Consider the following 15,688-nt stretch of genomic DNA (forward strand, 5'->3'; position numbering starts at 1 on the left):
GGATGCGATGACCCCGCTCGATGCTGTGCCCGACGGCGCGCTGGACGCCGACCCTGCGTACGCCGCGCGGCTGGGCCTCGTCTCCGCCGGCGCCGGCATCCGGTCGCTCGCCTTCGCGATCGACGCCGCGATCTGGGCGGTGGCGGCCGCTCCGGCTGCCGTCGGCGCCGTGATGGTCGTGACCGGCGACGTGTCGGTCCTCGCCGTCGTCCTCCTCGCCGTGGGCTGCGCGCTGACGACCGTGCTCGGCCTGATCCAGCTGATCACCCACGGGCGACGAGGCGTCACCGCGGGCAAGGCGGCTCTGCGCCTGCGTTCCATCAGCGCGACGAACCTCGGCGCCCCGGGCTTCTGGCGCGTCGTCCTGCGCGCGCTGGTGCTGTGGGCCAGCGGCATCCTGCCCCTGCTGGGCCCCGCCGTGATGTTCGCGTCGAGCCTGTGGGATCCGCAGCGACGCGGACGCAGCATCCTCGACCGCGTCGGAGGATGCTGGGTGATCGACGCCCGCGCGGGACTGGATCCCTTCGACGCCAAGGCGCTGCGGCACGCCCGCCGCGCCGCGCGCGGTCGTCCGGAGCAGAGCGAGGAGCTGCCGTCCATGGCGACCGGCGTCGACGGCGACTCCGCGCTGCGCATCCCCGACGCACGATCGCGGGCGGGCGTCGTGGGGCCGGGGACCACGGGCGCACAGTGGCAGCGGCTGACCGACGCAGACCACGCCGAGCTCATCGCGGAGGTGCCCGGGCACCGGGCAGCAGAGCCCGCGTTCGCGCCGGCCGTCGCCCCCGTGCCCACCGCCGTGGCTCCCGCTCCCGCCGTGCCATCCCTGCCCGCCGGGCCCTCCGTCCCCGCTCCCGCCGCGGCATCCGCCCCCGCCGCGGCATCCGCCCCCGCTCCCGCCGAGGTGATCCAGGCCGCCGGTGCGGTGCCCCCCGGCGGCAGCCGCCGGGCGCAGGCGATGGTGCGCTTCGACGACGGCTCCGTGGTCCGGGTGCCGGTGCTCGGGCTGATCGGCCGCGATCCCGAGCCGGCCGCCGGCGAGCAGGTGGACGCGCTGGTGCGCCTGGAGGATCCCGAGCGCCTGCTGTCGAAGACGCACGCGGCCTTCGGGCAGGATGCCGAGGGCGTGTGGATCGCCGACAGGGGGTCCCGCAACGGCACGCAGCTGGTCTCGCCCGGCGGCGATGTCGTCGACGTCGGCGCGCGTGCCGTGGTCCCCGTGGGGTGGTCGGTGCAGGTGGGCGGCAGATCGTTCGAGCTGGTTGCGAGAGGTGCTGATTCGTGAAGCTGAAGCTGAGCCTGCGTCGTGGCGCGGGGTCGTCCGTCGACGTCCTCGTCACCGCCGACTCGACCGCGACGGTGCAGGACGTCGCGCGCGCCCTCGCCGAGGGTGACGCCCTGGCCGCCCCCGGCGCCGTCAACGCCAGCGACACGCCGACGCTGCTCGTGGCCTCGCCCGCCGGTCAGCCGGTGCATCTCGATCCCGCCACACCCATCGGCGACGCTCCCATCGGCTCCGGTTTCGACGCCTCCGTCGTGCCGGCCGCAGCCGGTGGATCGGGCAGCGCCGCGACGGCGGCGGTCATGCGGATCCACAGCGGTCCCGATGCCGGCCGGACCGTGCCGCTGGCGGCGGGCTCCACCGTGATCGGGCGCGTGTCACCGGCGCAGGTGCTGCTGGACGATCCGCTGGTGTCCAAGCGGCACGCCCGCGTCGACGTCGATCAGGGCATCGAGCTGGTCGATCTCAACTCCGCCAACGGACTGGTCGTGGACGGCGGACTCGTGCAGCGCGTCCGCGTGCTGCCCGGCCAGCGGATCACGATCGGCGCCACCGAGGTCTCGTTCGCGCTGGTGCCGCGCACGGCGACGGACGAGTCGCTCGTGCTCGAGCGCGGCGGCGCCCTGATGTTCAACCGGTCGCCGCGCGTCGAGGACCGCTACGCCGGTCAGGAGTTCCGGCACCCGATCATCCCCAATGAGGCCGACCCGCGCATCTTCCCATGGCCCATGATCATGGCCCCGGTGCTGCTGGGCTTCGCGATGTTCGCGATGACGCAGCGACCGACGTCGCTGCTGATCGTCGCCATGGCGCCGCTGATGATGCTCGGCAACTTCATCGGCCAGCGCACCCAGCAGGGCAAGAAGCTCAAGCTCGAGATCGAGACGTTCGAGGCGCAGCTGGACGAGCTCGAGGAGACCCTCGAGCGCGAGGAGGGGATCGAGCGGGAGCGCCGAAGGGCCGAGGCGCCGGCGACGGCCACGATCTACGAGAACGCGATGTCGCTCGGGCCGCTGCTGTGGACGAGGCGACCCGAGCACTGGAACTTCCTCGGGCTCCGCCTGGGCGTCGGCTCCGCCGCGAGCCGCAACACCGTCCAGGAGCCGACCGATCAGCGCGGCATCGCGCAGTACGCGCAGGAGGTCCGTCGCATCCGCGACCGCTTCGCGCGGATCGACGACGTGCCGGTGATCGAGCTGCTGCCATCGGCGGGGGCGATCGGCATCGCCGGCCCGCGCGAGCTCGCCGCGGACGTCGTCCGTGGCCTCGGCGTGCAGCTGTTCGGCCTGCACGCGCCCAACGAGGTGGTCACCGCCGCCATCATCGACCCCGCCTGGACCGGCGACATGGAGTGGATGAAGTGGCTGCCGCACACCACGAGCCCGCGCTCGCCCTTCGCGGAGATGGCGCTCGCCGACAGCCAGTCCGCCGGCACGGCGCTGCTGAACGGCCTCGAGGAGGCGATCCTCGAGCGGCTGTCGGGCTCGGCGACGCGTCGCGGCCCGCTTTCGGCGAAGGATGCCTCCATGGCGCTGGGCAAGCACGTGGGCGAGGCAGCCGGCAGCACCGCCACGGTGGGCGACGTCTCGCTCGTGCTGTTCGTCACGCACGACGCACCGGTGGACCGGCCGCGCCTGACGCAGGTGATCGAGCGCGGACCGGACGCGGGTGTCTACACCGTCTTCGTCGCTCCCACGGTGGAGTCCCTCCCGGCCGCGTGCCGGACGTACATCGACGTCTCCGGCGGTCTGGACGAGGCGATGGTGGGCTGGGTGCGTGCCGGCGACCGTGCCGAGAGCGTCGAGATCGAGGGCGTCTCCCGCGACTACGCCGAGATCTTCGCCAAGCGCCTGGCGCCCGTGGTCGACTCCAGCTCGGTTGCGGCCGACTCGTCGGATCTTCCCGCGAGCGTCTCGCTCCTGCGCCTGATCGGCACCGACATGGCCTCCGAGCCCCAGGCGGCGATCGAGCGCTGGGCGCAGAACAACTCGATCATCGACCGCTCGCGGGGGCCGCGGCCGCGGCTGAAGCGCGCGGGCACGCTCAAGGCCTACATCGGGCAGGGAAGCCCCGACGCGATGTCTCTGGATCTGCGCACGCAGGGCCCGCACGCCCTCGTGGGCGGTACGACCGGATCGGGCAAGTCCGAGTTCCTGCAGGCCTGGGTCCTGGGAATGGCCGCCGAGTACAGTCCGGACCGCGTGACGTTCCTGTTCGTGGACTACAAGGGCGGCTCGGCGTTCGCGGACTGCGTGGAGCTTCCGCACTGCGTGGGCCTGGTGACCGACCTGAGCCCGCATCTGGTGCGGCGCGCGCTCACGAGCCTGCGGGCGGAGCTCCATCACCGTGAGCACCTGTTCAACCGCAAGAAGGCCAAGGACCTGCTCGAGCTCGAGAAGCGGCAGGACCCCGAGACGCCCCCGGCCCTCGTGCTCGTCATCGACGAGTTCGCGGCGCTGGCCACCGAAGTGCCGGAGTTCGTCGACGGCGTCGTCGACATCGCCCAGCGCGGCCGGTCGCTCGGCATCCACCTCATCATGGCCACGCAGCGGCCCGCAGGCGTCATCAAGGACAACCTGCGCGCCAACACCAATCTGCGCGTGGCCTTGAGGATGGCCGACGCCGCCGACTCGAACGACGTCGTGGGCGACGTCGTGGCCTCCACCTTCGATCCGTCGCTGCCCGGGCGCGGCATCGCCAAGACCGGCCCCGGGCGCCTCGTCCCCTTCCAGTCCGGCTACGCCGGCGGCTGGACCACCGACGAGCCCGACCGGGCGCAGGTGCGCGTGGCGGAGCTGCGCTTCGGGTCGGTGACCCTGTGGGAGTCCGACAGCGAGGGGGAGTCGGACACCCACGACGAGGATCTCGGGCCCAACGACCAGAAGCGGCTGGTCGCCAACCTCGTGCGTGCCGCGGCCGATGCCCGCATCCCGGCGCCGCGCCGGCCATGGCTCGACGACCTCGCGGCCACGATCGATCTGCGCGACCTGCCGCTGGACGGCGGCGACGAGGTCATCCCGATCGGTCTCGCCGACATCCCGCAGCGGCAGCTGCAGGAGGCGGTGTACTTCCGTCCCGACACCGACGGCCACATGCTGGTCTACGGCACGAGCGGCGCCGGCAAGAGCGTGGCGCTGCGCACGATCGCCATCGCGTCCGGCGCGCGTCCGCAGCTGGGACGGGTCGCGGTGTACGGCATCGACTTCGGCACGGGTGCGCTGCGCTCGCTCGAGACGATGCCGCACGTGGGCTCGGTCGTCGCCGGCGACGACGTCGAGCGCGTGCAGCGCCTGCTTCGCACGCTCCGCGGCGTGCTGGACGACCGTGCCAAGCGATTCTCCGCGGTCAACGCCGCGACGCTCACCGAGTACCGGCGGATCACCGGTGACCTGACCGAGACGCGCATCATCCTGCTGCTGGACGGCTTCGGCATGTTCAAGCAGGACTGGGAGACCGTCTCGGCGCGCGCGTCGTACTACGCGATCTTCATGCGCCTGCTGGGGGAGGGGCGGCCGCTCGGGGTCCACGTCGTGGCCACGGCCGATCGCTACGGCGCCGTTCCGACGGCGGTGAGCGCCAACGTGACCAAGCGCATCGTGCTGCGCATGTCGGACGAGGGGTCGTACTCGATCCTCGGCGTCGCCAAGGACGTGCTCAATGAGCGCAGCGCTCCCGGCCGCGCGATCGTCGACGGCTTCGAGACGCAGGTGGCGGTCATGGGCGGAACCACGAATGTGGCCGAGCAGAACGCGGCGGCCGAGGCGTTCGCGGCGTCGCTGCGGGCCGCCGGGGCGGTCGAGGCCAAGAACATCGGGTCGCTTCCGACCGAGCTCGACCCCGCCGAGCTTCCCCCCAGGGTGGACGGGTTCCCTGTCCTGGGCATCGGCGACGACACGCTCGGGCCCAAGGGATTCGAGCCGATCGGCACGTTCGTCGTGGCGGGGCCGCCGCAGAGCGGCAAGACCACGGCGCTGCGGGCCATCGTGTCGTCCCTCGAGCGCTTCGATCCCGAGGTCGAGCTGTTCCACGTCGGCGGCCGCCGGGCGGCGCTGCGCGAGGGGCGTTCCTGGCGGCGCTCGGTCTCCGCGATCGAAGACGTGCGGGCGCTGGCGAAGGAGCTCAAGGAGATCGTCGCCGACGAGACGATCACCAAGCGCATCGCGATCGTCGTGGAGAACATCGCCGAGTTCAGCGACACCGATGCCGAGCGACCGCTGAAGGAGCTGTTCCAAGCGGTCAACCGCAGTGACCACTTCCTGGTCGCCGACGGCGACGTGTCGCAGCTCAGCAGCGGGTTCGGGCTCATCGGGGAGCTGAAGGCCGGGCGCAAGGGCATCGCGCTGCGACCGGACACCTACGACGGCGACTCGCTGTTCAAGGTGCAGTTCCCGAAGGTCCAGCGGCACGAGTTCCCGGCCGGACGCGGCCTCTTCGTCGAGAACGGGCGATTCGTCACGGTGCAGCTGCCGCTCATGAACGGTCGCCTCTAGCCTGCCGCGCGAGAGGACGACCATGCCCCGATCCCCTTCCGGGCTGGGGCTCGGTGCGGTGAGAGCTGGAAGTCGTCGCGATGAGTGTCGGCGTGCAGGATCTCGGCGCCGCCGGATCGCCGGGAGGAGGGCGCATGGGGAATGATCCCCATGGGCCGATTCCGGCGGATCCGTTACCGTGAATCTCGGCCGGGGGTTCCGGTCCCACTGACGAAGGAGATGTGATGGCGGATTTCAAGGCTTCGTACGGCGAGATGGAGGCCATGGCCGGCAAGCTCGACACCGGTCGCGAGGAGATCGGCGACGTGCTGCGTCGCCTGAAGAGCGACGTGGACCGTCTGCTGGGTGACGACTTCAAGACGCAGCACGCGTCCGGCAAGTTCGGCGAGGGCTACACCGAGCTGACCACGGGTCTGGAGAAGGCCATCGAGGGCATCTCCGACATGGGCGAGTCGCTGCGCAAGATGATGCAGGCGATCAAGGACACCGACCAGGCGCTGGCCGGCAACTGACCTGTCCGACTCGAGGGGTGGGAGGCTGCGGCTTCCCGCCTCTCGGCGTCCTGAGGAGTGGACCCGATGACCGACGTGTACGTGAAGGTCGATCACCTGAATCGCCTGAACGGTTCGCTCAAGCAGATCCTGGTGGAGTTCGAGGACGCGGCGAAGAACACCGACGCCCTGCAGGACCTGATCGGGCGGCCCGACGGGCGGAGCGGACTCCGCGACCGCACGCATGACTTCGAGGGCGGCTGGGACGACCGGCGCAACGCCCTCATCGACAAGCTCAGGAACGTCCAGGTGGCGATCGAGGAGACCTGCAAGGGCTGGCAGGACTTCGACCTCGAACTGTCCCGCAATCTCTCCCTCGAGGAGAACGCGGGCGATACGCTGCCCACGCGCTAGGAGACGTGATGGCGATCTACACCAACAAGAACCACCGCGTCCATGTGATCGAGGGCAACGCCCCGGGGATCATCCAGCGCGGTCAGCAGATCGAGGACCTGGGCGAGCAGATGATCGGCGCGGCCGGCGTGCTGTCCGCCATCGCCGACGGCGCCTCGGAGGAGAAGGGACGCTCGATCGAGCGCATCCGCGACGAGGTGGGCGAGACGCACGCCGAGCTGAAGCTCGCCGGCGAGCGGTACAAGCCGACCGGCACGGCGATGAAGGAGTACGGCTCGTCGCTCGAAGGCGTGCAGCTGGCGCTGAAGTCGCTGGTGACCGAGATCGAGACGGCGAAAGCGCAGCTGGACGCCAAGATCGAGGCGGCGCAGAGCGCGCAGGCGGCCGCCGATGCCTCCGCCGACTACGACCCGGAGGACTCCGCCGCCAAGGGCAGCCACCGGGCCGACGCGTGGCAGGCCCGCGACGCCGGGATCGCCGCGGACAACGCGCGGATCCATTTCGACGACCTCCTCGACGACTTCGACTCCCAATGGGACACGTGGGATGCGGCGTACGATCTCGCCCTCGGGCGGATCAACCAGGCGACGACGGGCAACATCACCGACGAGTGGACCGACGATCTGGCCGGCGTCGCGGAGATCGTCGTGGACGTGCTCTCGGTCGTCGGATTCGTCGTCGCGATCGCCGCGATCGTCATCGGCGGCCCGATCCTCGCGATCGTCGGCGCCGTCATCGGCGTCATCGCCCTGATCGCGACGGCGTTCCTGTACTTCAAGGGGCGCAAGGGCTTCGATGAGCTGATGTGGTCCATCGTCGGCGTCCTCCCGTTCGGGAAGCTCGGCTCGTTGTTCAAGGCGGGGCAGCGGATGCAGGCGCTGAAGTTCCTGACCGGCCCGGTCGCCGAGATCGCCGAGAACGTCAGGACGCTCCGGTCGGTCCGCGGACTGGTGAACGGGATCGCGACCGGAACCGGCAACGGCCTCGGCAACGTCGCGCGATCGGGTTTGGCCTCGCGGGTCGCCGACACGTTCGCGGGCATCCGATGGGGCGATATCACCTCCCGGAGCACCGCGGTCAACAATCTGCTTCGCGGCGGCAGCGGCGGGTGGTCGGCGAACATCCTCAGCGAGCTGGGAACGTACACCGCGCACCATCAGAACGTGATCCGGACCGTGTCCGGCCCGAACGGCCTGGTCGACGGGCTGTCCGAGCTGCCGAACATCGGTCAGCAGATCTTCAACGCCGGCGACATGGGCATCAAGACCTACGCGTCGGGCAACGACACGTGGGGGGTCATGAGCGGACTGTTCAGCAGCAACCCCGCCGATTCCTGGCGTGAACAGCTCGCCCGGTAGCGTGGGAGCGATGGATCACGCAGCTTCACCGGTGCCGCCGTATCGCCTGATCGTCCCGGACGGGTGGGAGGAGCTGCCCGCGGACCGCGCGGGAGTGGACGCGCTCATCCGGCGCAGCTCCGCGGTGCTGCGCGCGCAGCACCGTCCTGATCTCGACGCCGGACTGCGCTCCATGCTGGAGGCGGCCTACCGCAAGATGAAGCAGGGTCGCGCGTTCGCCATCTACCTGCAGACCAGCGCGAACGAGATGCCGGTGCCGATGTCGATCACCGCGTCGGTCGTGTCCGGGCAGTTCGGCGGCACGCTCGACCGACAGGTGGCATCGCTGTTCCGCGAGCGGAACGCCCAGTTCCTGCGCGACGACCGCACCATCGTCCGGTGGGAGACGGCGGTCGACGTCAAGGCGGGCCCCGAGGCCGGGCGTGCCCACTCGGTCGACTACCTCATCCCGGTCCCCGGGCGCGAGCGGCGCGACGCGCTGCAGTTCACCACCGTCATCCCCTTGCCCGGCGATGTCGGCGACGTGGGCGACGTGGTGTCCGCCCTGGTCGAGCTCAGCGATCTCGTGATCAGCACCTTCACCTGGAAGCCCGAGGCGGCGTGATGCACTACCGCGTCGACTACGACCCCGACGTGTGGGTGCCGGCTCCCGTCGGAGACGACGGGACGTGGCTCGACGACGTCGTCGCTCGGTACGAGAGCAGACTGGGGCCCGTCGAGCCCGAGCTCGCCGATCGGCTCCGTGCGTTCGCCGAGATCTGCCGCGCAGCCCGCACGGACGAGGCCGACGAGCTGTTCCTGTTCTGCCCGCTGGAGCTCATGCCGGTTCTGGGCCTGCTCGCCCTGCGCGTGGAGCGTACGGACGAGCCGATCGATCTGGACCGGGCCGTCGCGGACGACGCGACGGCGATGCTCGAACCCACTGTCGAGACGGTGAACAGCCCCGCGTGGGGCGAGGGTCGCCGTGCGGCGGTCATCACCGCATCCTCGCGAGAGGGTGCTGCCGCCGGCCGCATCAACTACGCCTTCGAGCGGGAGGGGACCGTGCTGCTGGCGACCGCGATCGCTGACCGCGTCACGTACGCGGCCGCCATGCTGCCCTTCGCCGATCGGCTGATCGGCGCCGTCGAGCTGGAGACGACGTGACCCCCCGCGACAAGGCCGTCCAGACGGCGGAGACCATGGCACTGGACACGGGCCGGTCGGCGCGTTCGATCGCGCGCGATCTGCAGGATGTCGCCCTGCGCGCCCTCGACGAGCGCACCGCGCAGCGGCTCGCTCTGGTGGACCGCGAGTTCGACCGGGCGGCGTCCGGGCTCGAGCGCGACCTCTCGGCCGCCGCGGCATCGGAACCTCGGAAGCGACGCCTCACGCCCCTCCCCGACACTTTAGGGATGCTCGCGGCAGGCTTCGGCGCCGCATCGGCGATGGGAGCCGGTCGAGTCGCCCCCTCGTCGCCCGTGAGCGAGCTGCCGATCGTGGGTCCGACCGTCCTGGTGTGCGCGTCGATCGCCGCCGTGGCGATCCTCACTGGCGCCGTCATCGCCAGGCGCGAGAGCTCGACCTCCTCGCCGCGTGCGGTGATGCTGTGGCTGACGCTCATCTGGTCCGCGATCGCTGCGGTGGCGATGTTCGTCCGGTTCGCGACGGAGGGCGTGACGGCCGTCGCGATCGCCGGATCGGTCGCGATGGTCGCCGTCGCGATCCTCAGCCTTCTGCTGGCGCTGGGCGCACAGAGGCGTGCGGGCACGCACTCCGAGCCCGACGAGCCGACCCCCGCGGGGGCGCGCCTGCGCAACGAGCTGATCAGCGCCGGGGAGAACGCGCAGGACAGCGCGCACGCGGCGCTGGCGGAGCTCGACGAGGACCGGCGCGAGATCTTCGCAGAGGCCTACGCCGCCGGCATCGCGGCCGTCATCGCGCGCCGTGCGCTCCCGGCACCGACCGTGAAGCGGCTGCGCACGCTGGACTGGGCGGCCGCGCGATACGACGTGTCACCCTGACGGGCGAGGGAACCGTGTCGTCGTGACGCAACCGCCGCGGTGGCCGGCGGCATCGGGATCGCCCGGGCGCGCCGACGCGGCTGACGGCAGCAGGCGTCCGTTTGCCCGCCCCGCCAAACGCACGTATCATTGATCGGGTGTGCGCTCACGCGCGCCGTCCGCCGTGCCCCGGTGCGAATCGGGGAACACGGGCGGTCGAGCGAGTGTTCACTTCTCAGGGAACGGCCTGCGAACAGGCCACCCCCACGGCATATCCACCACGAACGCTCGTCACCATCATGTCGCGCAGGTGGATCCGCGTGAGCCCGCAGCGTCACGGATCGCAAGATCCGTCCTCGGCGGGGGAGACCACGATCGCTGTCACCGTGCAGCACAACTAGGAGAGAACGTGCCAACCATTCAGCAGTTGGTTCGCAAGGGTCGCTCGCCCAAGGTCTCGAAGACCAAGGCGCCCGCCCTGAAGGCGAACCCGCAGCAGGCGGGGGTCTGCACCCGCGTCTACACGACCACGCCCAAGAAGCCGAACTCGGCCATGCGCAAGGTCGCCCGTGTCAAGCTCCGCAACGGCACCGAGGTCACCGCCTACATCCCCGGCGAGGGCCACAACCTGCAGGAGCACTCGCTCGTGCTCGTGCGCGGCGGCCGTGTGAAGGACCTCCCGGGTGTCCGCTACAAGATCGTCCGAGGCGCGCTCGACACGCAGGCCGTGAAGAACCGCAAGCAGGCCCGTAGCCGCTACGGCGCGAAGAAGGGTTGATCTAGATGCCTCGCAAGGGACCCGCCCCCAAGCGCCCCGTGGTCAACGACCCGGTCTACGGCGCACCCGTCGTCACGCAGCTGGTGAACAAGATCCTCGTCGACGGCAAGAAGTCGCTCGCCGAGTCGATCGTGTACGGCGCCCTCCGCGGCGTCGAGGCGAAGAACGGCCAGGACGCCGTCGCCACGCTGAAGAAGGCGCTCGACAACGTGCGCCCCACGCTCGAGGTCAAGAGCCGCCGCGTCGGTGGTTCGACCTACCAGGTGCCGGTCGAGGTCAAGCCTCACCGCGCCAACACGCTCGCCCTCCGCTGGCTCGTCAGCTACGCCAAGGGCCGTCGCGAGAAGACGATGACCGAGCGCCTCCAGAACGAGATCCTGGATGCCTCGAACGGCCTCGGTGCCGCGGTCAAGCGCCGTGAGGACACCCACAAGATGGCCGAGTCGAACCGCGCCTTCGCGCACTACCGCTGGTAACAGCCATCGGGCGCTCCGTCTCGCTCGACGCACTCGAGCGAGACGGAGCGCCCACCCAGACCACCTCCAACAGGTAAGGAAGACCCCGTGGCACAAGACGTGCTCACCGACCTCAACAAGGTCCGCAACATCGGCATCATGGCGCACATCGATGCCGGCAAGACGACGACGACCGAGCGCATCCTCTTCTACACGGGCGTCAACCACAAGATCGGCGAGACGCACGACGGCGCTGCCACCACCGACTGGATGGAGCAGGAGCAGGAGCGCGGCATCACCATCACCTCGGCTGCCGTCACCTGCTTCTGGGAGGGCAACCAGATCAACATCATCGACACGCCCGGCCACGTGGACTTCACCGTCGAGGTGGAGCGCTCGCTGCGCGTGCTCGATGGCGCCGTCGCCGTCTTCGACGGCAAGGAGGGCGTGGAGCCCCAGTCCGAGACGGTGTGGCGTCAGGCCGACAAGTACGACGTCCCGCGCATCTGCTTCGTCAACAAGATGGACAAGCTGGGCGCCGACTTCTACTTCACCGTCGACACGATCATCTCGCGCCTGAAGGCGAAGCCCCTCGTGCTGCAGATCCCGATCGGCGTCGAGAACGACTTCGTCGGCGTCATCGACCTCATCTACCAGCGCGCCCTCGTGTGGCCCGGCGACGCCAAGGGCGACGTGACGATGGGTGCCAAGTACGAGATCCAGGAGATCCCGGCCGACCTCGTCGACAAGGCCGCCGAGTGGCGCGAGAAGCTGCTCGAGACCGTCGCGGAGTCCGACGACGCGCTGCTGGAGAAGTACTTCGGCGGCGAGGAGCTCACCCCCGAGGAGATCAAGGGCGCGATCCGCAAGCTCACGATCGCCGGTGAGGTCTTCCCGGTCCTGTGCGGCTCGGCGTTCAAGAACCGCGGCGTGCAGCCCATGCTCGACGCGGTCGTGGACTACCTGCCCTCGCCTCTGGACGTGCCCGCCATCGAGGCGCACGACCCGAAGGACGAAGAGAAGATCATCGAGCGTCACGCCGACCGCGACGAGCCGTTCGCGGCCCTGGCGTTCAAGATCGTGTCGCACCCGTTCTTCGGTCGCCTCACCTACATCCGCGTCTACTCGGGTCACCTCGAGTCCGGCGCGCAGGTCGTCAACGCGACCAAGGGCAAGAAGGAGCGCATCGGGAAGATCTTCCAGATGCACGCCAACAAGGAGAACCCGGTCGACTCGGTGACCGCCGGCCACATCTACGCGGTGATCGGCCTGAAGGACACCACCACCGGTGACACCCTGTCGGATGCCTCGAACCAGGTCGTCCTGGAGTCGATGACGTTCCCCGAGCCCGTCATCGAGGTCGCGATCGAGCCCAAGACCAAGGCCGACCAGGAGAAGCTGGGTCTTGCGATCCAGAAGCTGGCCGAGGAGGACCCGACGTTCCGCGTGGAGCAGAACGCCGAGACCGGCCAGACGGTCATCAAGGGCATGGGCGAGCTGCACCTCGACATCCTCGTGGACCGCATGAAGCGCGAGTTCAAGGTCGAGGCGAACGTCGGAAAGCCGCAGGTGGCGTACCGCGAGACGATCCGCAAGACCGTCGAGCGCCACGACTACACGCACAAGAAGCAGACCGGTGGTTCCGGCCAGTTCGCGAAGATCCAGTTCGCGCTCGAGCCGCTCGAGGTCACGGCCGACAAGACCTACGAGTTCGAGAGCAAGGTCACCGGCGGTCGCATCCCGCGCGAGTACATCGAGCCGACGAACCAGGGCTTCCAGGACGCCATGCAGGTCGGCGTGCTCGCCGGCTACCCGATGGTGGGCGTCAAGGCGACCCTCATCGACGGTGCGTCGCACGATGTGGACTCGTCCGAGATGGCGTTCAAGATCGCCGGCTCGATGGGCTTCAAGGAGGCCGTCCGCAAGGCGAACCCCGTGCTCCTCGAGCCGCTCATGGCGGTCGAGGTGCGTACTCCCGAGGAGTACATGGGCGACGTCATCGGCGACCTGAACTCCCGTCGCGGTCAGATCCAGTCGATGGAGGACGCCGCCGGCGTCAAGGTGGTGCGTGCACTCGTGCCGCTGTCCGAGATGTTCGGCTACATCGGCGACCTGCGCTCGAAGACCTCGGGCCGCGCGGTGTACTCGATGGAGTTCGACAGCTACGCCGAGGTCCCTCGTGCCGTGGCCGACGAGATCGTCCAGAAGAACAAGGGCGAGTGATCGCTCCGGATGCCGGGGGCACCGCGCCCCCGGCATCCGCTCCACAACTCAATATCGGTAGTCCAGTAGGCGGCCGAGCCGCCGGAGCGAGACTCACACCGAACCACCAGAACCCTCTCCACTAAGCTGAGAGACATCCCCGTAGACGACCGGTCGCAAACCAGTGCCCGGAACTTCTACACGACCGTCCTGAGGAGGACCCAGTGGCTAAGGCCAAGTTCGAGCGGACCAAGCCGCACGTGAACATCGGAACGATCGGTCACGTCGACCACGGCAAGACCACGCTCACCGCCGCGATCTCGAAGGTGCTCGCCGACAAGTACCCGTCGGCCACCAACGTGCAGCGCGACTTCGCGTCGATCGACTCGGCTCCCGAGGAGCGTCAGCGCGGCATCACGATCAACATCTCGCACGTCGAGTACGAGACCCCCAAGCGTCACTACGCACACGTCGACGCCCCGGGTCACGCCGACTACATCAAGAACATGATCACCGGTGCCGCCCAGATGGACGGCGCGATCCTCGTCGTCGCGGCCACTGACGGCCCGATGGCGCAGACGCGTGAGCACGTTCTGCTCGCCAAGCAGGTCGGCGTCCCCTACCTGCTCGTCGCGCTGAACAAGGCCGACATGGTCGACGACGAGGAGATCCTGGAGCTCGTCGAGCTCGAGGTCCGCGAGCTCCTGTCGTCGCAGGACTTCGACGGCGACAACGCGCCGGTCGTCCGCGTCTCGGGCCTGAAGGCTCTCGAGGGCGACGAGAAGTGGACGCAGTCGATCCTCGACCTCATGGAGGCCGTGGACTCGTCGATCCCCGACCCGGTGCGCGACAAGGACAAGCCGTTCCTCATGCCGATCGAGGACGTCTTCACCATCACCGGTCGTGGCACGGTCGTCACCGGCCGCGCCGAGCGCGGTACCCTCGCGCTGAACTCCGAGGTCGAGATCGTGGGTCTGCGCCCGACGCAGAAGACGATCGTCACGGGTATCGAGATGTTCCACAAGCAGCTCGACGAGGCGTGGGCCGGCGAGAACTGTGGTCTGCTCCTGCGCGGCACCAAGCGTGACGACGTCGAGCGCGGCCAGGTCGTCGTCAAGCCCGGCTCGGTCACCCCGCACACCAACTTCGAGGGCACGGCGTACATCCTGTCCAAGGAGGAGGGCGGCCGTCACAACCCGTTCTTCACGAACTACCGTCCGCAGTTCTACTTCCGCACCACCGACGTCACCGGCGTCATCACGCTGCCCGAGGGCACCGAGATGGTCATGCCCGGCGACACCACCGACATGACGGTCGAGCTGATCCAGCCGATCGCCATGGAGGAGGGCCTCGGCTTCGCGATCCGTGAGGGTGGCCGCACCGTCGGCGCCGGCACGGTCACGAAGATCCTGAAGTAAGTCTCCGCGACAGCGTCAGAGGGGTCGGGCTCGCAAGAGCCCGGCCCCTTCGTCTGTCACGCGCACGGCAAGATGCGACGAGGCTGGGAAGCCGCCGAGCATACCGGCGTCGCGACACGCCCGAGTTTGCGACACGCCCGGGCGGCACGTAGACTAGCGAGGTTCCACATTCCGGTGCCCCTTGTGGCGTGCGCCGGATCACTGCCAGGGCAGTGCATAGGCAGCGCGAAAGCGCGGAGACCTAGGCCGCGGGCAGCAGAACCACCACATCTCAAATCCCTCCAGCGCGGAACACGTTCCGCGCGCGGTCGGACAGCGGATGCCGGGAGCGACGCTTCGGCGCGGCATCCGGATTGACATCAGAACAGCGGTGCAGCATCCCTCGACAAGCTCGGGAACCGAGCGGCCGCGAGGAAGAAGTGCCATGGCGCGCGAGCGCCACCGGGCGTCCAATGCCCCCGGGCCGACCGGGACGGTAAGACGCGAGAAAGAGAGTGAGCAGACAAATGGCGGGACAGAAGATCCGCATTCGCCTGAAGTCGTACGACCACGAGGTCATCGACTCCTCGGCGCGGAAGATCGTCGACACCGTGACCCGTGCGGGCGCGACCGTCGTCGGACCCGTGCCCCTTCCGACGGAGAAGAACGTGATCCCCGTGATCCGTTCCCCCCACAAGTACAAGGACAGCCGCGAGCACTTCGAGATGCGCACCCACAAGCGTCTGATCGACATCGTCGACCCGACGCCCAAGGCCGTCGACTCGCTGATGCGCCTTGACCTGCCGGCCGACGTCAACATCGAGATCAAGCTCTGAGGA

General features: G+C 69.4%; 13 protein-coding genes. All 13 read left to right on the top strand.

What is annotated here, in order from left to right; genetic code table 11:
* Positions 1–7: 7 nt before the first annotated feature.
* Entirely contained in the window at positions 8–1,285 is a 1,278-nt protein-coding gene (locus tag AC5RVZ_RS01760; protein ID WP_494064069.1) for an RDD family protein, read from the top strand.
* Entirely contained in the window at positions 1,282–5,772 is a 4,491-nt protein-coding gene (locus AC5RVZ_RS01765; protein ID WP_494064070.1) for a type VII secretion EssC family protein, read from the top strand. Before AC5RVZ_RS01760 ends, AC5RVZ_RS01765 begins: the two co-directional genes overlap by 4 nt.
* Positions 5,773–5,996: 224 nt before the next feature.
* Positions 5,997–6,284 carry a WXG100 family type VII secretion target gene (locus AC5RVZ_RS01770; protein ID WP_494064071.1) on the top strand — a complete coding sequence of 96 codons (288 nt, stop codon included), beginning with the start codon at positions 5,997–5,999 and terminating at the stop codon, positions 6,282–6,284.
* Between the two features lie 66 nt (positions 6,285–6,350).
* Complete coding sequence (locus AC5RVZ_RS01775; RefSeq protein WP_494064072.1) at positions 6,351–6,677, top strand: hypothetical protein; 327 nt, start codon at positions 6,351–6,353, stop codon at positions 6,675–6,677.
* A gap of 8 nt (positions 6,678–6,685) precedes the next feature.
* A complete protein-coding gene (locus AC5RVZ_RS01780; protein ID WP_494064073.1) occupies positions 6,686–8,035 on the top strand; it encodes a hypothetical protein in 1,350 nt (449 codons plus the stop codon).
* A gap of 10 nt (positions 8,036–8,045) precedes the next feature.
* Positions 8,046–8,639 carry a hypothetical protein gene (locus AC5RVZ_RS01785; protein WP_494064074.1) on the top strand — a complete coding sequence of 198 codons (594 nt, stop codon included), beginning with the start codon at positions 8,046–8,048 and terminating at the stop codon, positions 8,637–8,639.
* Complete coding sequence (locus AC5RVZ_RS01790) at positions 8,639–9,181, top strand: hypothetical protein (protein WP_494064075.1); 543 nt, start codon at positions 8,639–8,641, stop codon at positions 9,179–9,181. Before AC5RVZ_RS01785 ends, AC5RVZ_RS01790 begins: the two co-directional genes overlap by 1 nt.
* Positions 9,178–10,038 carry a hypothetical protein gene (locus AC5RVZ_RS01795; RefSeq protein ID WP_494064076.1) on the top strand — a complete coding sequence of 287 codons (861 nt, stop codon included), beginning with the start codon at positions 9,178–9,180 and terminating at the stop codon, positions 10,036–10,038. The genes AC5RVZ_RS01790 and AC5RVZ_RS01795 overlap by 4 nt, the downstream gene beginning before the upstream one ends.
* A 388-nt stretch (positions 10,039–10,426) precedes the next feature.
* Entirely contained in the window at positions 10,427–10,795 is a 369-nt protein-coding gene (gene rpsL, locus AC5RVZ_RS01800) for a 30S ribosomal protein S12 (RefSeq protein WP_018171438.1), read from the top strand.
* Positions 10,796–10,800: 5 nt separating this feature from the next.
* Positions 10,801–11,271 carry a 30S ribosomal protein S7 gene (gene rpsG / locus AC5RVZ_RS01805; RefSeq protein WP_106816549.1) on the top strand — a complete coding sequence of 157 codons (471 nt, stop codon included), beginning with the start codon at positions 10,801–10,803 and terminating at the stop codon, positions 11,269–11,271.
* A gap of 87 nt (positions 11,272–11,358) precedes the next feature.
* Complete coding sequence (gene fusA / locus AC5RVZ_RS01810) at positions 11,359–13,473, top strand: elongation factor G (RefSeq protein ID WP_494064077.1); 2,115 nt, start codon at positions 11,359–11,361, stop codon at positions 13,471–13,473.
* A gap of 203 nt (positions 13,474–13,676) precedes the next feature.
* Positions 13,677–14,870 (top strand): elongation factor Tu, encoded by a 1,194-nt coding sequence (gene tuf, locus AC5RVZ_RS01815; RefSeq protein WP_494064078.1) that lies wholly within the window; start codon positions 13,677–13,679, stop codon positions 14,868–14,870.
* A 506-nt stretch (positions 14,871–15,376) separates the two neighbouring features.
* Positions 15,377–15,685 (top strand): 30S ribosomal protein S10, encoded by a 309-nt coding sequence (gene rpsJ / locus AC5RVZ_RS01820; RefSeq protein WP_194397473.1) that lies wholly within the window; start codon positions 15,377–15,379, stop codon positions 15,683–15,685.
* Positions 15,686–15,688: the final 3 nt, after the last annotated feature.

This window comes from Arthrobacter sp. Cza30 (assembly GCF_059090765.1).